The organism is Streptomyces sp. NPDC058092, assembly GCF_042884935.1.
GTDB lineage: Bacteria > Actinomycetota > Actinomycetes > Streptomycetales > Streptomycetaceae > Streptomyces.
On sequence record NZ_JBHVSY010000051.1, the window covers coordinates 1 to 17,268 of the forward strand.

17 protein-coding genes and 5 pseudogenes are annotated in these 17,268 nt (G+C 68.8%); 8 read left to right on the forward strand and 14 right to left on the reverse strand.

The window, feature by feature from the left end:
* From ACFVV1_RS40155 to ACFVV1_RS40165, 3 genes are all read right to left on the reverse strand, one after another.
* Window positions 1–317: hypothetical protein (locus tag ACFVV1_RS40155; protein WP_390000435.1), on the reverse strand; the 317-nt coding region annotated here is incomplete at its 3' end.
* A gap of 265 nt (window positions 318–582) precedes the next feature.
* Window positions 583–1,377 carry an SDR family NAD(P)-dependent oxidoreductase gene (locus ACFVV1_RS40160; RefSeq protein WP_390000437.1) on the reverse strand — a complete coding sequence of 265 codons (795 nt, stop codon included), beginning with the start codon at window positions 1,375–1,377 and terminating at the stop codon, window positions 583–585.
* An 89-nt stretch (window positions 1,378–1,466) separates the two neighbouring features.
* Window positions 1,467–2,084: a TetR family transcriptional regulator gene (locus ACFVV1_RS40165; RefSeq protein WP_390000440.1), complete on the reverse strand. Its 618-nt coding sequence runs from the start codon at window positions 2,082–2,084 to the stop codon at window positions 1,467–1,469.
* Between the two features lie 123 nt (window positions 2,085–2,207).
* On the opposite strand from ACFVV1_RS40165, the gene ACFVV1_RS40170 reads away from it, so the two are divergent.
* On the forward strand, window positions 2,208–2,375 hold the full coding sequence (locus tag ACFVV1_RS40170) for a hypothetical protein (RefSeq protein WP_390000442.1): 168 nt from the start codon (window positions 2,208–2,210) through the stop codon (window positions 2,373–2,375).
* A gap of 306 nt (window positions 2,376–2,681) precedes the next feature.
* Here the strand turns inward: ACFVV1_RS40170 and ACFVV1_RS40175 are convergent.
* From ACFVV1_RS40175 to ACFVV1_RS40190, 4 genes and pseudogenes are all read right to left on the reverse strand, one after another.
* Window positions 2,682–3,490: pseudogene (locus tag ACFVV1_RS40175) on the reverse strand (IS5 family transposase).
* A gap of 144 nt (window positions 3,491–3,634) precedes the next feature.
* Window positions 3,635–3,988, reverse strand: coding sequence for a beta/gamma crystallin domain-containing protein (locus tag ACFVV1_RS40180; protein ID WP_390000445.1), 354 nt, complete (start codon window positions 3,986–3,988; stop codon window positions 3,635–3,637).
* Window positions 3,989–4,332: 344 nt separating this feature from the next.
* A pseudogene (locus ACFVV1_RS40185) lies at window positions 4,333–4,665 on the reverse strand (hypothetical protein); the annotation flags it as partial.
* Between the two features lie 106 nt (window positions 4,666–4,771).
* Window positions 4,772–4,969, reverse strand: a pseudogene (locus ACFVV1_RS40190) (transposase); the annotation flags it as partial.
* A 309-nt stretch (window positions 4,970–5,278) separates the two neighbouring features.
* Here ACFVV1_RS40190 and ACFVV1_RS40195 point away from each other — a divergent pair.
* On the forward strand, window positions 5,279–6,220 hold the full coding sequence (locus ACFVV1_RS40195) for a serine protease (protein ID WP_390000447.1): 942 nt from the start codon (window positions 5,279–5,281) through the stop codon (window positions 6,218–6,220).
* Here the strand turns inward: ACFVV1_RS40195 and ACFVV1_RS40200 are convergent.
* A complete protein-coding gene (locus tag ACFVV1_RS40200; protein WP_390000450.1) occupies window positions 6,162–6,677 on the reverse strand; it encodes a DUF6083 domain-containing protein in 516 nt (171 codons plus the stop codon). The two genes, ACFVV1_RS40195 and ACFVV1_RS40200, sit on opposite strands and share 59 nt — an antisense overlap.
* 56 nt (window positions 6,678–6,733) lie before the next feature.
* Here ACFVV1_RS40200 and ACFVV1_RS40205 point away from each other — a divergent pair, with 56 nt between their 5' ends.
* Window positions 6,734–7,396 carry a Tn3 family transposase gene (locus ACFVV1_RS40205; protein ID WP_390000452.1) on the forward strand — a complete coding sequence of 221 codons (663 nt, stop codon included), beginning with the start codon at window positions 6,734–6,736 and terminating at the stop codon, window positions 7,394–7,396.
* Window positions 7,397–7,527: 131 nt separating this feature from the next.
* Here the strand turns inward: ACFVV1_RS40205 and ACFVV1_RS40210 are convergent, their stop codons facing one another.
* Together ACFVV1_RS40210 and ACFVV1_RS40215 are read right to left on the reverse strand one after the other, a co-directional pair.
* Window positions 7,528–8,190, reverse strand: coding sequence for a response regulator (locus ACFVV1_RS40210; protein ID WP_390000455.1), 663 nt, complete (start codon window positions 8,188–8,190; stop codon window positions 7,528–7,530).
* Window positions 8,190–9,026 (reverse strand): sensor histidine kinase, encoded by an 837-nt coding sequence (locus ACFVV1_RS40215; protein WP_390000458.1) that lies wholly within the window; start codon window positions 9,024–9,026, stop codon window positions 8,190–8,192. Before ACFVV1_RS40215 ends, ACFVV1_RS40210 begins: the two co-directional genes overlap by 1 nt.
* A gap of 540 nt (window positions 9,027–9,566) precedes the next feature.
* On the opposite strand from ACFVV1_RS40215, the pseudogene ACFVV1_RS40220 reads away from it, so the two are divergent.
* The 5 genes and pseudogenes from ACFVV1_RS40220 to ACFVV1_RS40240 all read left to right on the forward strand — a co-directional run bounded on the left by ACFVV1_RS40220 (window position 9,567) and on the right by ACFVV1_RS40240 (window position 13,632).
* Window positions 9,567–10,486 (forward strand): annotated as a pseudogene (locus ACFVV1_RS40220) (ABC transporter ATP-binding protein).
* Window positions 10,483–11,307 (forward strand): ABC transporter permease, encoded by an 825-nt coding sequence (locus ACFVV1_RS40225; RefSeq protein ID WP_390000460.1) that lies wholly within the window; start codon window positions 10,483–10,485, stop codon window positions 11,305–11,307. The pseudogene ACFVV1_RS40220 and the gene ACFVV1_RS40225 overlap by 4 nt, the downstream one beginning before the upstream one ends.
* Before the next feature lie 182 nt (window positions 11,308–11,489).
* Window positions 11,490–12,530, forward strand: coding sequence for a recombinase family protein (locus tag ACFVV1_RS40230; RefSeq protein WP_390000463.1), 1,041 nt, complete (start codon window positions 11,490–11,492; stop codon window positions 12,528–12,530).
* Between the two features lie 112 nt (window positions 12,531–12,642).
* Window positions 12,643–13,056, forward strand: a pseudogene (locus ACFVV1_RS40235) (response regulator transcription factor); the annotation flags it as partial.
* Between the two features lie 246 nt (window positions 13,057–13,302).
* Window positions 13,303–13,632, forward strand: coding sequence for an antibiotic biosynthesis monooxygenase family protein (locus ACFVV1_RS40240; protein WP_390000466.1), 330 nt, complete (start codon window positions 13,303–13,305; stop codon window positions 13,630–13,632).
* A gap of 135 nt (window positions 13,633–13,767) precedes the next feature.
* On the opposite strand, the gene ACFVV1_RS40245 is transcribed toward ACFVV1_RS40240, so the two are convergent.
* The 4 genes from ACFVV1_RS40245 to ACFVV1_RS40260 all read right to left on the reverse strand — a co-directional run bounded on the left by ACFVV1_RS40245 (window position 13,768) and on the right by ACFVV1_RS40260 (window position 16,405).
* Window positions 13,768–14,322, reverse strand: a complete 555-nt coding sequence (locus ACFVV1_RS40245; RefSeq protein ID WP_390000469.1) for a TetR/AcrR family transcriptional regulator — start codon at window positions 14,320–14,322, stop codon at window positions 13,768–13,770.
* Window positions 14,315–15,151, reverse strand: coding sequence for an alpha/beta fold hydrolase (locus tag ACFVV1_RS40250; RefSeq protein ID WP_390000472.1), 837 nt, complete (start codon window positions 15,149–15,151; stop codon window positions 14,315–14,317). Before ACFVV1_RS40250 ends, ACFVV1_RS40245 begins: the two co-directional genes overlap by 8 nt.
* Window positions 15,152–15,383: 232 nt before the next feature.
* Entirely contained in the window at window positions 15,384–15,632 is a 249-nt protein-coding gene (locus ACFVV1_RS40255; protein WP_390000475.1) for a hypothetical protein, read from the reverse strand.
* Window positions 15,633–15,898: 266 nt separating this feature from the next.
* Complete coding sequence (locus ACFVV1_RS40260) at window positions 15,899–16,405, reverse strand: DUF4232 domain-containing protein (protein ID WP_390000478.1); 507 nt, start codon at window positions 16,403–16,405, stop codon at window positions 15,899–15,901.
* Between the last annotated feature and the right edge of the window lie 863 nt (window positions 16,406–17,268).

Sequence of the window (17,268 nt, forward strand, 5' to 3'; positions counted from 1 at the left end):
CCGACGAACGCGAAACCCTCGACCACGCCCTGCGCACCCTGCTCCAGGCGATCGAGTAGGGCCGAGCGCCCCCTGCGCCGACACTGTCGCCGAACACGCCTCGGAGAGGGGAGGAACTCCAGGGCCCCCTGCTGTTCCCGGGGCCCCGTCTCGCCGTCGACCGTGATCTGCTCACTGTGCTCGCGCGGCACCGGCCTGTCCGCACCTTCGCGCTCCACCCACTGGGCGAGAGCCGCCAGGCCCTGCCGGAGAGCGCCTGCTGTGCCTTCACGGGCCCCTTCACCGCACCCTTGGCCGACTCCCGGGGTGTGCAGCATCCATAGTCAATCCCCGAGGGGCCCCGCTGCTGTGCCGCGCCCGAAAGCTCCCTCAAGCGACTCCAGACGGCAGAAGGCCGGTTCCTCTCCGTGATCGGCACTCAGCACTGAGCTCGATGCGGTGCCAGATTCAGGTGTACCGACGCTCTGGCCGAATGAGTGCGGACGTTCGGTGCTGCCGCTACCGCCGGCGGTCACCACCGCCTCGTGGAGATCGACCACGCGGCCGCCCGCAACGCCGAGATGTCCGTGGGCTCTTCGGGGCTCACGCACCCGGGCGTACGCTCCGTTCGGCGATGCGGATCAGGGGGCGCTCCGGTGCCAGGCGGCTGACGACGCGTGAGACCAGGGCATTGCCGACGCCGTCGACGACGGTCGCCTTGCGGCCGCCGAGCGCCGCGAGTGCTGTGGCGACGACCTGCTGCGGTGTGCGCCGGTTGCCGACCGACGCGTTGTCACCGGCCACGTCGAAGAACGGGGTGTCGGTGGCGCCCGGGCAGATCCCGAGGACGGCCACACCGGTGCCGCGGGTCTCGCCCCAGAGGGAACGCGTGAAGGACAGGACGAATGCCTTCGTCGCGGAGTACACCGCCATGTGTGGCACCGCCTGGAATCCGGCTGTGCTGGCGACGTTGATGATGGTGCCGCGCCCGCGCTCGACCATGCCGGGCAGGAGCCGGGTGGTGTTGCCGACGAGCGTGCCGACGTTCAGCTGAACCTGGGAGGCCATGTAGTCGTGGTCGGCCTCAGCGAGGTCGCCGTGGGAGGCGAAGCCGGCGTTGTTGACGAGGATGTCCACGGCGACGTCCTGCTCGTCGAGCGTGCGCGCGAGAGTCTCGGAGGAGTCGGGCCGGGAGAGGTCGAGGGCGATCGGCGTGACGGTCACGCGGTGCCTGGTCCGCAGGGTCGAGGCGAGCTCCTCCAGCTTGTCTTTCGAACGGGCGACGAGGACCAGGTTCACACCGCGGGCGGCCAGTTGCTGAGCGAACTCGGCGCCGATCCCTGACGAAGCGCCGGTGACGACAGCCAGCTGGGAGGTGAGGGTGTCCGAGTAGTTCATATCTGTCTCCATACCGACTCAAAGGTTTTTTTCTTCGTGATGAGGAGGCCGAGGTGGCCGACGTGCGTGGCGTCCGGCCTGCCCGGCGTTCAGTGAGCTTCGATGGTCGCCTCAATGACTTCGGTGAGAACGGCCGCTGCACGGTGCAGCTCCTCGGGGGTGGCGCGTCCCGTGGCCTCGAGGACGCCCTTCAATCCGTCGAACGCGCCCACGAATACGGTCGCCAGCGTGTGGGCGTCGGCCGAAAGACGCAGGTCGCCAGCGTGGGCGCCTGCGAGGAGGAGTTCTTCGACCAGGCCGACCCACTCCGCGAGAACGGACGCCTCGGCATGGTCCTGCGGCGACTCGGTGGCGAGCTCGCGGTCGAGCCGCACGACGGACCATCCCGCGGGTTCGGCGATGACGAGGTCCACGAGGACGGGGACGAGTCCGCGTACCTGTGCGGCCGGCCCTCCGAGCCCCTCGAGCTGCCTGCGCACATGCGCAAGCATCCCCTGCTTCTGATCGTCGACGACCGCATGAGCCAGGGCGGCCTTGCTCTTGAAGTGGAAGTACACGGCGCCCTTGGTAAGGCCGGTCTCGCTCACCACGTCGTCCATCCGGGCCAGGGCATACCCCTTGGCGTCGAAGACACGGGCGGCGGCGCGCAGAATGTCCCGGCGCGTCGCCGCGCCCTTCGGTGTCAGTTGGTCCACTGGCCTTCCCATGCCCCCGATAGTAAATACCTTCGAGTCGGTTTTTCAAGTTGATCAGGAGCCGCACTGCTCGGAGGGCCTTAGGTTGTCGCAGGCAATGACCGAATCGCGTGGGGCTCGCTCACAACGAGTTCGGTGGTGAAGGCTCGCTCCCCGGACGACGGCGCGCTGCTCTGCGCCATCGCCGGTGAGCTGGACGGTCACCAAGCCCAGGTCGGCCAGAAGACCATCAACGGCATCGTGCAGCAGCTTCCACGCAAGGCGGAGGAGGAACCGGCGCTCTCTGGCCAAGGAGCAGGCTGAGAAGGAGGCCGCCTCTGAGTCCGCTCCAGGCGCTCCGGAGTACGTGGACGCGGCCCGAGTCTTCGCGAGGAAGACCCGGGGCATGGCCATCGCATACAAGAAGGCCGCGAAGGTCGACCAGGCGAAGGCGGACAAGCTCGCCGCGCAGCTGCGCGACCACATGGCGTGCGCCGCTGAAAACTTCCCCGACCTGTAAGAGCGCCTCGCCCGCGCCGCGCACCCCACGCCGACGCTCCGCCCCCTCCCGGTACGTCTCTGACGCCGCCATTTCCTTCGGCTCACCGGAGGTGTGACTTACTGATCGTTTCAGAATGACGTTCGGAGTCGTCTCAAGCAGATGATGCTGCAGGCGAGTTGGAGCAGGGCGAGGTGGAGGCCTGCGCGTATCTCGTAGCGGATGCGGAGTCGTTTGAACTGGTGGAGCCAGGCGAAGGCGCGTTCGACCACCCAGCGCACCTTGCCCAGCCCGGAACCGTGGGCGACGCCGCGTCGGGCGATCACCGGCTTGATGCCGCGCTTCCACAGGAGGCGGCGGTACTTGTCGAAGTCGTAGCCGCGGTCGGCGTACAGTCGCCGGGGCTTGCGGCGCGGGCGTCCCCGCAGCCCCCGGATCGGCGGGACCGCATCAAGCAGCGGCAGGAGCTGGGTGACGTCGTGGCAGTTGCCGCCGGTGAGCATGACGGCGAGCGGAATTCTCAAACGGTCGACGATCACATGGTGCTTGGAGCCGGGGACGGGCACGGTCGACCGGTGAGGGGCCGACATGATCCCCCTTTGAGAGCCCGGACGTGTGACCCGTCCACGGCGAAATCATCCAGCTCCAGAAGGTCCGCCCGGCGCAGCTCGGTCAACAGAGCGGCGTGCAGACGGGGCCAGACCTCGGCCTCGGTCCAGTCCCGCAGCCTACGCCACGCCGTCACCCCCGAGCAGCCCACCGCCTCGGCCGGAACGTCGCGCCAGGCGACGCCCGTCCGCAGCACGTACAGCACGCCCGCGAGCGCCGCCCGGTCCGGAACACGTAGTCGCCCGGGGTGGCGGTGGCGCCGCTCGGGAGCAGGTGGCAGCAGCGGAGCTGCGCGCTCCCACAGGTCGTCCGGAACGAGATCAGCACGCACGCGGGACACCCTGTCGACCAAGGTCCTCAAGCGCAGGACCCGCAGCTCAACTCATTCTGGAACGATCAGTTAAGCCATCGTGTCCCGGCCACGCCCGGAAGAGCGTGACCGGACAGTCATTCCCCGCAACCGGATGTCAACTCGTCACACGATCTGGATGGCGACGACCTTCGGTGGGTGGTTCGGGAAGGTGATGTCGTGCCAGCGCTCGATCTTCACCGAGTCACCGTTGGCGTCATAGTAGATCAGGTCGTTGTTGCCCGTGGAGATCCGGTCGACCCACCACCCGCCGAAGTCGGTCTTCCCGCCATTCGCGTAGCAGTCGACGCTCTCACGGCCCTCGAAGTGCGACCAGATCTTCAAGAAGTTCTCCCCGCCGACACATTGGACGTGGTCGATGGCGAAGGCGTTGCCGCTCGGCATGCTGACGGTGAGCGCGGCAGCTGTGGCGAGCGCCACGGCCACGGAACGCGCGGCCCTCTTGCTTTTCGAGATCACAGATTCTCCTTCACGCGAAGGCCGGCGCACGGGCCGACCCTGTCGTCGATGTTGTGTCATGACGGAACGGTGCTTCGTCGAGCCGACAACCGGATACGACCCGCCAGGCAGCCATGAGACCCCATCGGGCAGCTCGAACGATGCTGTCTACACGCTACAAACGGAACGAGGCTATACCGGCCGCAGCCAGGGAAAACACATCAAAAAGGTGATAACCCGGGGTAAGGCCGTGGCGTACGGTCGAGCAGGCAACAGCCCGAACCCCCGCCGCTCCGGCAGCGCGCTGACGGGCCCGGCAGACGGTGGAGCCGACGTGCACGTCCCACTTGAGACGACTCCGAACCTCATTCTGAAATGATCAGTATGGGCGTGCAGATCACCAACATGCTTTCTTGCTCTTGTCCCGGGTGGGGTTCGCTGAGTTGTTGGCGGGTCATACCGGTCAGTTCAGGGTCCTGCAGCGAACGCGGTGTCAGGCGATGCGGCTTGTTCGCCTGCGCCTGGTCCGCCGTGTCGTTGATCGACGTCGCGTCCTGCGGCAGCTGGGGGTGGAGGGTGTAGTTCCAATCGCCGTGGAATCGGTGCCGTGTGATCGGCAGGGCGGCGATCTCGTCGTCGCTGACCTGGATACCTGTGGGGTACTGGTCGGTGTCGAGTTCGGCGTGCACTGTCAGGCCGTGCACTGCACGGCCGCGATCTGGCCGGCGCCGAGGCCCGCGACCAGTCCAGTTCGCCGACGGCGTGAAGCTCGGCGAGCAGGAGGCGGTGCGGCTGGGCGATGACGCCGGCCTCATGCCACCGGCCCAGTCCGCGTCGGCAGGTCTGCCCGGAGCGGAACCCCTGCTCCAGCGGCAGCAGTTGCCAGCTGATGTCGTTGGAGAGCACGTACAGGATGCCCTGTGGACACAGCCGATCGAGCTCCGGCTTCGGGCCGGACGCCTCTCGGGCCAGAGCCGCAGCAGAGGCTCGATCAGCTCCCACAACTCGTCATCCACGATCCACGGCCGGTTCCCCACACCCCACGAACGGCGGAATCGTCACACCGGTCACACCTCACCCTCGCACCTCGACATGACCGTGTGACGAGCTCCAGGCGCCGGGGCGGTCGGCCTTTGTGTGCCCATGGCCAAGGAAGACAGTCCCGGTGCGGTGGCCGTCAAGGGGGCGGAATGAGCCAGGACGGAGTGGTGGGGTAGCGGGGGATTTGGCTGTACGCCGACAATGCGGTCACCCTTCGTCGTCCGGGGGCCACCGGGCTCCCGGGCCGAACCGAGAGGACCGACCATCACCATGCGCAAGCCTCTCCTCGCCACCCTCACCGCCGTGGCCCTCGGTGTCGCCGCCTTGGTAGGCACCACGGGCACGGCAGCCGCAGCACCCGACCGCGCGAGCGGGGCGACCCCCGCTGCCGCGACAGCCGCCATGCACCCTGACAGCGGCAAGGTCATCTCATCCCCCGTGAGTACGCCCGCCTCGGTGACAGCCGCCTCCTTCGCCGGCACCGTGGCGCTCAGCAACTGCTCAGGCTCCCTGGTCCGCATGCCGAACTCGCAGGCGACGGACCCGGGGCTGGTCATGACGAACGGCCACTGCCTCGAAACGGGCTTCCCGAGCGCGGGTCAGGTCATCACCAACCAGGCCTCCACCCGCAGCTTCACGCTGCTCAACGCCTCGGCCGGCACCGCCGGAACACTCAAGGCGAACAAAGTCGTCTACGCGACGATGACCGACACGGACGTCACGCTCTACCAACTGACCAGGACCTACGCCCAGATACAGCAGTCCACGGGAATCGCGCCGCTGACGCTGTCCGCGACCCACCCGGTGCAGGGGCACGCGATCGACGTGGTCTCCGGCTACTGGAAGCGGGTCTACTCCTGCTCCGTCGACGGGTTCGCGTACCGCCTGAAGGAGGGCCAGTGGACATGGAAGGACGCCGTCCGCTACACCCCTGAGTGCCAGGTCATCGGGGGCACCTCGGGCTCCCCGGTCATCGACACGACGACCGGGCAGGTCACGGCGATCAACAACACCACCAACGAGAGCGGTGAAAGCTGCACCCTCGACAACCCCTGCGAGGTAAACGAGCAGGGGGCCGTCACCATCCGCAAGGGGATCGGATACGCCCAGGAGACCTACGGCATCCCCGCCTGCTTCACGACGGGCAACAAGCTCAACCTGTCAGCCACGGGCTGCACGCTTCCGAAGCCGACAGCGGTATCGCCACGCTGAGTTGACGCTTGAGGGGGGCAAGGGAAGCTCGTCCACACCCCGGCACTCCGAGGCCCCTCGTCCCCCGGCCCGCCCGCCCGACACCATTCGGATGCCACCGGGCCTCGTCTGGTACGGCGAATCGGGAGCCCCGCCGGCCGGGCGGCAGGGCTCCGGTCCGGTTGTGGGTGAGGCTGTGTCCGGTGCGGGTGGGGTGAGGGTGCCGGCTGCGGCACCAGGGGGTGCCGTCGTCGGCGGGGTGGGCGATGCCGGAGCTGACGTGCCAGCGGCTGGCGGCCGGCACGGCGGTGGCGTCGAGTTCTTGCGGGTGGAGGCTGACGGGGCGGGTGTACCAGTCGATGCGGTTGCCGCGGCAGCGGCTGGGCTGGGCGCGGCGCACGAGGCGGGTGGGGCTGTCGGAAGCAACGCGCAGGGCCCGCTGACGATGGTGGGCACGGTTGGGGGGGTTCCGTCCCATCGGCGGCCGGATGAGGCAGTGGAGGACATGGCCGCGAAGGTGACAGGCGCCGCGCTGTGGCTGCGCGGAGCGTGCCGGATTGTCCTGCGGATGGCTCAACCAGTCGAGACAGGTGTACGACTTCTCGCCGGGTCAACCTGAACAAGGTGATCACGCACTGGCCGGACATGCTGCGGGTCGCCGGTTCCCTGGTCACCAACCAGGTACGCGCCTACGACCTGCTGCGGATGTTCGGCCGCGAAGGCCACCCCACCCCGCTGGGACAGGCGTTCGCCGAGTACGGGCGGATCGCCAAGACCGAGCACCTGCTCCGTGTCGTGGATCCGGTCGATGACACCTACCGGCGGCAGATGAACAGGCAGCTCACCGTGCAGGAGTCCCGCCACGAGCTGGCCCGCGACGTGTGCCACGGCAAGCGCGGCACCATCCACCAGGCGTACCGGGACGGCATGCAGGACCAGCTCGGCTCGCTCGGCCTGGTCCTCAACGCCGTCGTGCTCTGGACCACCCGGTACATCGACGCCGCCGTCGCCCAGCTCCGCGCCGAGGGCCACGATATCCGGGACGAGGACAGCGCCCGGCTCTCCCCGCTCAAGCACCGCAACCTCAACGTGCTCGGCCGTTACAGCTTCACCGCCTCCCAGCCGGTTGACGGGCTGCGGCCCCTGCGCGACCCGGACGCCGTCAACCTCGACGATGACGACGACGGAGAGGACTGAGCCGGCCTGGGACCGGCCAGTCCTGTTTACAGCCGCAGGGTGGCGTGTTAGCGGCTGCTCCTTCGACGGCTCCTACCCGAGACGTGAGCGACAGGGTATTTCCGGCTTCACCGCGGGGGCCGGGGACACCATCAGCGAGGCAGGGTGACGAGCCCCATCTCATAGGCGGTGATGACGAGCTGGACCCGGTCCCGGGCGCCCAGTTTGGTGAGCAGGCGTGACACGTGCGACTTGGCGGTGGCCACCGTGATGAAGAGGTCCTCGGCGATCTCGGTGTTCGACCGGCCGCGTCCGACCAGGGTCAGCACTTCCCGTTCCCGCTCGGTGATGCCCTTGACCGGCTGCGGGGAGCGCTCCGGGGCTGGTGCGGGGCGCCCGATGAAGTCGGCGATCAGACGGCGCGTCACACCCGGCGCGATCAGTGCGTCGCCGGCGGCGACCACGCGGATCGCCGCGAGGATGTCGTCCAGCGCCATGTCCTTGACCAGGAAACCGCTCGCGCCGGCCCGGAGGGCGCCGTAGATGTGGTCGTCCTCGTCGAAGGTGGTCAGGACGAGAACGCGAGTGGTTGCCGGACCGGCCGTGATCAGGCGGGTGGCCTCGATCCCGTCCATGCCGGGCATCCGGATGTCCATGACCACGACGTCAGGGCTGGTGTCGCTCACCAGTTGGACGGCCTCGGCGCCGGTGGCGGCTTCACCGACGACCTCCAGGTCGCTGTGATCGGCCATGAGTACGCGCAGACCGGACCGAACCAACGGCTGGTCGTCGGCGAGCACCACCCGGACGGTCATCAGGCCTCCACCGGAACTCTGATGGGTGCGGGCAGCGGCAGCCGGGCCGCCACCCGAAAGCCGCCCTCAGGGCGCGGCCCGGCGCTGAGCCGGCCGCCCAGCAGACCGACCCGCTCCCGCATCCCGATGATGCCGAAGCCCTGGGCCGAGCCGTTCCCGGTGGCGCCGCGCCCATCGTCGACGACCTCCACGGACAGCTCCTCGTCTCCATAGTCGATGGCCACCCGGCAACGCCCGGTGGCCGCGTGCCGGACCACGTTGGTCAGCGCCTCCTGCACGATGCGGTAGGCGGACAGGTCGATGTCGGCCGGCACAGGACGCTGCTCCCCGCTGCAGCACACGTCGACGCGTACCCCCGCGCCCGCGGTTGCTGCCGCCAGCCGTTCGACGTCCGCCAGTCCCGGCGAGGGTGCGCGCGGTGACTGCTCCGAGGTGGCCGCGCCCCGGTCAGCCTGACGGAGTGACACCAGCGTGCGCCGAAGGCCCGACAGGGTGTCTCTGCTGGTGGCCTCGATGGCGCGAAGGGCCTCGCGCGCCTCCGCCGGCTGAGTCTGGATGACCCGGCTGCCCACACCGGCCTGAATGGCGATGATGCCGATGCTGTGCGCGACCATGTCGTGCAGCTCCCGTGCGATCCGCAGCCGTTCGGCGGTCACGGCCTCGGCCACCTCCTGTGCACGCAGCGCCACCGCGTGCTCGCGGCGCTCGCGGCTCAGCAGACCGGCCATGCAGGATGCGGCCAACGCCAGGAGGGCGATCACCTCGTTGACGGCCAGGCCGTCCCCGCGCGCGAAGGCGCCGATCACCAGGAACTGCACGGCGACAGACACGGCCACGGCGACAATCGAAGCGCGCCGTACGCAGGTGGCGACGATGAAACCCAGCACGCCACCGCCAGATACGACAGGAACTGGCCCTGGTACGACGCAGCCAGGCTCTCATGGCCGGAACTCGGAGGGCCCACCACCACAGCAGTGGATCCGAAGAGTGCCATGGCCAGAGCCAACAGCGGCATCCGTCGCACCACGTCGGCGAGCAGGCTCACAGCCAGCAGTGCCCCGACACCGTGGACCGTGCCCGACGCCCGCGGTGCGCCCCCCACCAGCAGACCCACCACGAGGAGGTAAGAGACACCCCCCGCCCAGGCCACGGCCTTGGTTCTGGTCATCGGCGGCATTCCCTCCCGGGAACAACACAGTGATGCGCGACGCGCGCAGGCAACAAAGTGGTCGTCATAGGGTTCACGCCGCGAGACTAACCGGCCACCGCCGGCGCGGCATCAGCCCGGGGACGTACGCCCACGGGCCAACCCGGCCGCACGATTGCCGCCCACGGCCCCATGTCCGGGCGGGGGTCCTCTCGGCAGTGTGGGTGCCGTGATCGAAGTCAGCGAACTCACCAAGCACTACGGCAGCAAGACGGCCGTCGACCATCTGTCCTTCACCGTCCGGCCGGGCCAGGTCACCGGATTCCTCGGCCCCAACGGAGCCGGCAAGACCACCACCTGCGGATGATCCTCGGCCTGGACGCGCCCACCACCGGCGCCGCCACCGTCAGCGGCGTCCCCTTCCACCGCCACCCGCGCGGGCTGCGGCACGTAGGCGCTCTCCTCGACGCCGGACAGATCCACGGCGGACGCAGCGCCGAGGCCCACCTGTCCGCTCTGGCCCGCAGCAACGGCATCCCGCGGCGCCGGGTGGACGAGGTGCTTCAGGAAGTGGGGCTGGCCGAGGTGGCGAAACGCCGCATCGGCGGATTCTCCCTCGGCATGAAGCAGCGCCTGGGCATCGCCACCGCCCTGCTCGGCGACCCGCCCGTGCTCATGTTCGACGAGCCGATCAACGGCATGGACCCGGAGGGTGTGCTCTGGGTACGCGTGCTCTTCCGGCGCCTGGCCGCCGAGGGGCGCACGGTCTTCCTCTCCAGCCACCTGATGTCGGAGATGGAGAACACCGCCGACCAGCTGGTCGTCATCGGCCGAGGCCGCCTCATCGCCGCCGAGTCGGTACGGGACTTCGCGGCCCGCGGCACGCGTCGCAGCGTCGTGGTGGGGACACCGCAGGCCGCCAAGCTGGCAGCCTTGCTGACCGCAGCGGGCGCCTCGGTCGAGCCGGAGGGCTCGGCCGGCGCCGAGAAGCTCGCCGTGACCGGGCTCCCGGCGGACCGGATCGGAGCCCTCGCCTTCGAGAACCGCATCCGGCTGGACGAGCTGACCACCCGCACCGCCTCGCTGGAGGCGGCCTTCATGGAACTCACCGCCGACAGCACCGAGTACCTGGCAGGAGAGCCCCGATGACCACACTCGCCTCCGTCTCCCCGGCCACCCACGTCACCGGGCCGCCCGCCCGCTTCCGCGACCTGCTCGCCTCCGAGTGGATCAAGATGCGGTCCCTGCGCTCCACCCCGTGGACGATCGGACTCACCGTCCTGTTCGTCGTCGGGTCCGCCGCCGTGGCCACGCTGGCGGACAAGGCCGCGGGCTCCGGCCCCGCTGATTTCCTGCCCTTCGATGCCTACCCGGCGGCCGGCTACTGGACGCTGATGCTCGTCGCCAGCAGCATGGGCGCCCTCACAGTCGTGAGCGAGTACAGCAGCGGGCTGATCCGCACCACCACCGTGGCCGTCCCGGCCCGCGGCTCGGTCGTGCTGGCCAAGGCGGCCGTCAACGCCGCGCTGTGGACCGCGGTCGGCACGGCCGCCTCCACCGGTTCCTTCCTGGTCTCCCAGGCCATCCTGGACGGGCACCATGCCGGCGTTCCGATCACCCACCCCGGGGTGTTCCGGGCGCTGGTGGCATCCGCGTTGCTGGCTCCAATCTGTGCCCTGGTCGGTCTGGGCCTCGGCGTTCTGCTCCGGCATGCCGCCGGGACCATGCTCACCAGCGTCTTCACCCTGCTGATGCTGCCCACCATGTTCTCGGAGAGCAACCGCTGGTCGGCAGACATCAGACACGCGCTGGTGTCGGCCGCCTGGAATCGCCTGGTCCAAGACTGGGGGCCGCAACCCGGATCCCTGGGCTACACCGCCACGGTCCCCGGCTCCTGGATCGTGTACACGCTCTGGCCGCTGATCACGATCGCACTCGCCGTGCTCGTCGTGAGGCGCCGCGACGTGTGAGTGTGCCTCCAGAGGCGAGGTCCCGGTAGCTCGTCGCAGCCTTGATGACGGTCTCTCATAAATGAACATCTGTGAGAGTTCCGCGAGGGCCCCGCGAGTGATCACGTTTCCGCAGGTCGCCGTTCGCAGAAGTCCTCTCGAAACCCACACGTTGTGCGAGCCACTTCTGAGAGACTGCGGCCATGGATCTCACGCCCGATCAGGTGGCGTTGGCGGTAGAACGTCACGACTGCCCGAACTGTGACGCGCCCGCTGGCAGCGCCTGCCGCACCCGGGGCGGGAAGACCGCCGTGAAGTACCACACCCCGCGCTTCGTCCTCGTCCCCGCGCTCCGCGAGGAACTGGAGATCCCCGTCCCCGCCGACCGCCTCCCAGGCCGCGTGTGGAAGCAGGGCCCCGCGCTCGCCGTCGTGCCCGCGTCCCGCACCGAGCGGCCGGTGAGGATCGGGTACGCCCGAACCTCGACCGCCCGCCAAGAGCTGGCGAGCCAGCTCGAAGCCCTCCACCGTGCGGAGTGCCACAAGGTCTTCCAGGAGGAGATCAGCACCCGCATCAAGGTCCGGCCCGAGCTGGAGAAGGCGCTCGCCCTGGCCCGCCAGTTCAAGGAGGCAGCCCCCGAGACGCCGGTCATCTTCACCGTCCACGAGCTCAAGCGGCTCGCGCGCAACGCCGCCGAGCTGATGACGCTGTCCGCCGAGCTCCAGGCCGGCGGCATCCGGCTCGAACTCCTCACCGGCCCGCTCACCGGCATCTACGACCCCAACGGCATGGGCGCCATGTTTTTCGCCGTGCTGGCCGTGGCCGGGCAGATCGAGCGCAACTACATCCGGGAGAAGACCCTCGAAGGCCAGGTCACCGCGGCGGCCAAGGGCAATCACGGCGGACGGCCGAAGGTCATCGACGACGACATGCTCACCTTCGCCGTCGCGCTCAAGGACAAGGGCGTCCCCGTCCCCGACATCGCGAAGAAGCTGGTCATCAAGACCGGGAAGAACGCGGGCAAGCACCCCTCGGTCGCCTCGCTCTACCGGGCGTTCGCCGAAGCTGAGGAAGCCGCTGCAGACGACGGCCTGCCACTGCAGCCCAAGCCCGTCCGCATCCGTCGCCCCGGGGACCCGCTCACCCCCGAGGAGATCGACCTCCGCGAACGTCTCCAGACCCAGCCTCACCCGAACACGGAGATCCACAGCCAGAGCCCGTGCGGCCCTGCTCGATTTCGGTGAGGGTGCGTCTGGCCAGGCCTGTGCGGCGGGCAAGTGCGCAAGCGCCTCGACGAGTTCCACGGCGAGGGCACGCGGATCCTTGCCGCCCTCCCCGCGGACGCCGAGGAGTGACATGACCGCAGACCCCCTCAGGATCGTGATCGCAGATGACCACACGGTGATGCGCTCCGGGCTCGTCGCGCTGCTAGCCGCCGAGCCGACCATCGAGATCGTCGGCGAGGCGGGCGACGGACGTGAGGCTGTACGGCTGGTCGCGCACCTGCAGCCCGATGTCGCACTGCTCGACTTGCGGATGCCGGTGGTCGACGGGGTGAACGCCACCGAGCAGATCCTTACCTCCGGCATCGGCGCCCGGGTTCTGATCCTGACCACGTACGACTCGGACACCGAGATCTAGCGGGCCGTCGAGGCGGGCACGACCGGCTACCTGCTCAAGGACGCCACCCGCGAGCAGCTTGTCGAGGCGATCCACGCCACCTCCCGCGGCGAGACGGTACTGGCCCCGCGCGTCGCACAGCGCCTCATGTAGAGACACTCCCGGACGGGACCGAGGTCAAGCTCGGAGTGTGGCTGTCGAACACGAAGTCGAGGCGCGCCAAACTCACCGCCAACAAACTCCAGCAGCTCGCCGAACTCGGGCTCGGCTGGGCTGCGTAGCCGAGGGTGGTGTCAGTCTCCTGGCGCCGGTACCGATCCCGGCGGTGCTCCGCAGAACCGCGTCATGCACGAGCCGCTCCTCATCCTGCCGACCGCCGTGCGGCAGGATGAGGCCATGAGCGTAGTCAAGATCAACGTACTGACCGTCCCCGCCGAGCAGCGGGAGACGCTGGAGAAGCGCTTCGCCTCCCGTGCCCATGCCGTGGAGAACTCCGACGGGTTCGAGTGGTTCGAACTCCTCCGCCCCGTCGAAGGCACCGACAACTACCTCGTCTACACGCGGTGGCGTGACGAAGAATCCTTCCAGGCCTGGATGGAGGGCCCCATGAAGACGGCCCACCAGAGCGGTGACGCGGAGAGCAGCGAGCGCCCCAAGCCGGCGGCGAGCGGGTCCACACTGTGGTCATTCGAGGTCGTGCAGCAAGCGGCGCCGCCAAGCGCGTAGACAAGGCGTCGTGCGAACAGCTTCGGCAGCGCCGGATTCGACACGCAAAGATCGTTCTCACGCAAGCACGAAATACCGGCTAAAGACCGACCAGCAGAGGACGAAAGGTCAAGTACTCACATCATCACGGCCTGTTCAGTGAGGTGTGTGCAGGCCTGTGATCATCATGTGGATCAGCAGGTCGTAGCTCTCGTCCAGCTTCTCCGGGAGCCCAAACGCGCCCTCGGCCTCCAGAACTGCGAAGCCGTGAACGGCCGCGCGCAGGCAGCGGGCTGCGTGGATCGCTGCGGAGTCCGCCATTCCATACGCACGGAAGGTGGCGAGCATGATGTTGATCAATCGCGTTCCCGCCTCGACCGTGCGGGGCTCGGGTGTCTGGACGAGTGCCGAGTAGCGGTGCGGGTGCCGCAGCACGTAGTGCCGCCAGGCCATCATGAGCTCGCGGATCGCCTCGTCGGCGGAGCGGCCCAGCACGGCTTCACCGACCTGGTCCGCGATCTCGTTCATGATCCGCGCCGACATGAGGTCGCGCAGCTCGGCCAGATTACGCACGTGCTTGTAGAGGGACGGGGTGGCGACGCCTGCCCGGCCGGCCACCGCCGACAGGGTCAGGGCGGCGGGGCCGCTCTCGTCGGTGATCAGCAGCGCGATATCGACGACGGCGTCGGTGGTGAGCGCGGCCCTAGCCACGTGCGCCGACCTTGAGGAAGGCCAGGATGGCCGTGGCGACTTCGGCTGGGAACTGGACGTGCGGGTAGTGACCAGCGCCCTCGATCATCTCGAGCCGGCCGAGCCCGGCGGGCATAGCGGCCACGATGCCCTCTCCTTCGGCCCTGGGGTCGGCCCAGTCGGGGTCGAGGGTGCCCTCGATGACCAGAGCGGGGCACTGGATGGCGTCGAGACATGCACCGGCGTCCGTGGGCGCGGACATCCCCATCTTGCTGACGACGGCCATCCGGCCCGGCCTGCGCAGGTCGGTATCGAGGGCGGCGACATGGTCGGCGTAACCGGCGGGCTTGATGCCCGGGTAGGCGTGGTCGAGGTAGCGCTTCCACAGCCCGACGCTGCGCAGCAGGCCGGCGCCCATGAGCAGACTCATGCCCTTGCGGTAGCGGGCGCGGGAGACCAGAGCGCTCAGGCTGATCTTCTGTGTGCGGGTGAACGGGCTGATTTCGACGATGGCGCTGACCAGTTCGGGCTCCTTGGCCGCTGCAATGGTGGCGGCCCCGCCGGCGAAGGAGTGGCCCACGACGACGGCGGGGCCGCCCAGGTGCCTGATCAAGGCGAGGAGATCGGCCGCGGCGTCAGTGCGGGTGTAGGACGCCCAGCCGGTGCTGGACTCACCGTGGCCGCGCTGGTCCATGCCGGCGACCCGAAATCCGGCCGTCGCAAGCCGGGCGGCCACATCGCGGTAGGCCGCCCTGTTGTCACCCATGCCGTGGGCGAGCACGACCAGCGGGCCCTCGCCCTCCACGTCGTAGGCGAGCCGTCCGCTGCCAATGGTCAGGAACTTGGTCATATCAACTCAACCCTCCATGGCTAATCAATGTAGCCATAAAGCTAATGCCATTAGCCTCGTTCGTCAACTCGCGTTTCTGGGCGGCAGTGCCGCGACGGCGCCCCTGAAAGCAGCCGCGACCGACCTCAGTGACCACCGCTCCAGCGCAAGAAAACCGACCAGGCCGGTGCCGATCAGGAGCGGCCGACCCTCTCATTCGGCCATTGCACCGCCTCCGCCTCGTGGCACCCGGCTACGGCAGCTGCTCAGCACGCTCCGACTTGAAGAGGCCCCCCGCACCGAGGGTCCTGGGACGGCTGATTAAGAGCATCGCGCACCGCTCCTTCACCGACGACACGGGCACGCGCATCGTCCTGGCCTCTCCTGCACCGGCGAGTCCGGCTGGGTACTCACCCTGTTCATCGACGGGGAACCGCTTACTGCCGACACCATCGAAGGTCACCGGGCGCTCCTCCGGAATGCCGTCGAGCGTCTCGGCCACACGCTCACCGGACCTGGTCGGGCAGCTGCGGCGCGACGGCGGCCGCGATGTCCGGCCAGCGGTCCAGCACAGTTCCGCCGGCGGCCGGGAACTCCCAGGCCCGGTCGGCCATCAGGCCCTGGAGAACCCGCTCGGCTCCCGCCCGTCGCGCTGCCGACCGTGGCTCCCTGACCGCCTGCCGTTCGGCGGTACGCCGAACACGAAAGACCTGGGGGTGTCGCGCCGCCGTGACACTGCCGCGGGACGCACCGGGGTGCGGGAGGAGGTCAGGCGCCGCGCTGGACCGGACCGATGAGGGTACCCGTGGCCACCTTGAGCTTGCCCTGGGCGACGGACGTGCCGGGGATCTCCCCGTCCGGAGCCTGGAGCGTGAACGATGCCTCCCTCGCGGCGGTACTGCGGCCGCTGCTGGGAACCTGGATGTCGAAGTGCACCGGGTGGCCCGGGCCGAAGGTCACCACGGTTGCCTGGTTGCCGTAGTGGCCAGCGGTGACCTCCAACTCCGAACCGCGGTTCGAGAACCGCACGTTGGTGGGCGAACCGGCCAGCTTGCACGGCTCGTACCCGCGCGGCGCGGTCAGCGTCACGCGGTAGTGGCGGTGCCCTGCGCCGGCGGGCGCCTCGGTGATCTTCGCGGTGTGGTTGGCCGGCCGGCAGGCCGAAGGGGCGACGCTGCCGGCCGTTGCGGGCGAAGCCTGTGCGACTCCCGCACCAGCAGCACCTGTCAGCGCAGTGGCGGCGACGGCGACGGCGAACTTCCAGTTCGTACGCATCCTGAACACTCCTTGCCTTGCTTAATGGCCCTGCGGGTGTTCTCCATCAGAACCATGGTCAACACGATTCCTGCCCCTCAAGCCTCGCGGGGAATGTCACAGGATTGACACGGCCGTATGGCAGACGCGCCCCGGGCTCCGACTGCGCCATCAGATCCCGCAAGCGCTGCATCCCGGAGCCGCTCTGCAGGTCCTCCAGCGACGGCTTGGCCGCGCCCACCGGCAGGACGTATGACTCCACCCGCAGATCCCCCGGACCGCCCGTACCTGCCACCGCAGGAGCCGCCGCTGACACTACAGCCAGTGCTGTTGCGGTCGTCAGCAGCTGTGTGCCGAGCCGCCACCACGCTCTGTTCATCAAGCAAACCCCCGAACATGCGTCCTGCAAGGTCTCACGCCTGACACTGGTCACACCACGCCCTTCCGAACGGGCAACCGAAAACAAGAGGGTCACTCCGCTGCTGTCTTGATCACGTCGGAACCTTGTCCGAGACCGTCACCAGGCCGACGCTCTCCGGCTCCTGAGCGAACTGCACATCACGGGCTCTACGGCGCAGCATGAAGTCCTTCCGGGTGGGACCATTGCACCCACACGGGGTGCCCCACTCCTGCCCCACCGCGCGCCGCTTCCGCCAGCCGCCACCAACGGCGAGAGCGACTTGCTGCAGTAACTGACGACGGTGTTCCTGGGGCCCGTGCTGGAGGGTGAGCCGAGTATCGGTGCAGCGGCGCAGCCGAAAGCGCCGGTTTGATCCAGCTGAGACGATTGTGACTCCTCCCCCCGGATAAATCCGGGGGGCTTCTCCTGTCGGTGGCTAGGCCACGTCGGGAAGGGCCAGCCCGGCCCTGAGTGCGACGTTCCA

Coding starts and splice junctions, on each gene's coding strand:
- ACFVV1_RS40250 (WP_390000472.1), bottom strand. CDS start 15,151: ATGACCAAGTTCCTGACCATTGGCAGCGGACGGCTCGCCTACGACGTG.
- ACFVV1_RS40210 (WP_390000455.1), bottom strand. CDS start 8,190: ATGACCGTCCGGGTGGTGCTCGCCGACGACCAGCCGTTGGTTCGGTCC.
- ACFVV1_RS40260 (WP_390000478.1), bottom strand. CDS start 16,405: ATGCGTACGAACTGGAAGTTCGCCGTCGCCGTCGCCGCCACTGCGCTG.
- ACFVV1_RS40200 (WP_390000450.1), bottom strand. CDS start 6,677: ATGGGACGGAACCCCCCCAACCGTGCCCACCATCGTCAGCGGGCCCTG.
- ACFVV1_RS40240 (WP_390000466.1), top strand. CDS start 13,303: ATGAGCGTAGTCAAGATCAACGTACTGACCGTCCCCGCCGAGCAGCGG.
- ACFVV1_RS40165 (WP_390000440.1), bottom strand. CDS start 2,084: ATGGGAAGGCCAGTGGACCAACTGACACCGAAGGGCGCGGCGACGCGC.
- ACFVV1_RS40225 (WP_390000460.1), top strand. CDS start 10,483: ATGACCACACTCGCCTCCGTCTCCCCGGCCACCCACGTCACCGGGCCG.
- ACFVV1_RS40195 (WP_390000447.1), top strand. CDS start 5,279: ATGCGCAAGCCTCTCCTCGCCACCCTCACCGCCGTGGCCCTCGGTGTC.
- ACFVV1_RS40230 (WP_390000463.1), top strand. CDS start 11,490: ATGGATCTCACGCCCGATCAGGTGGCGTTGGCGGTAGAACGTCACGAC.
- ACFVV1_RS40160 (WP_390000437.1), bottom strand. CDS start 1,377: ATGAACTACTCGGACACCCTCACCTCCCAGCTGGCTGTCGTCACCGGC.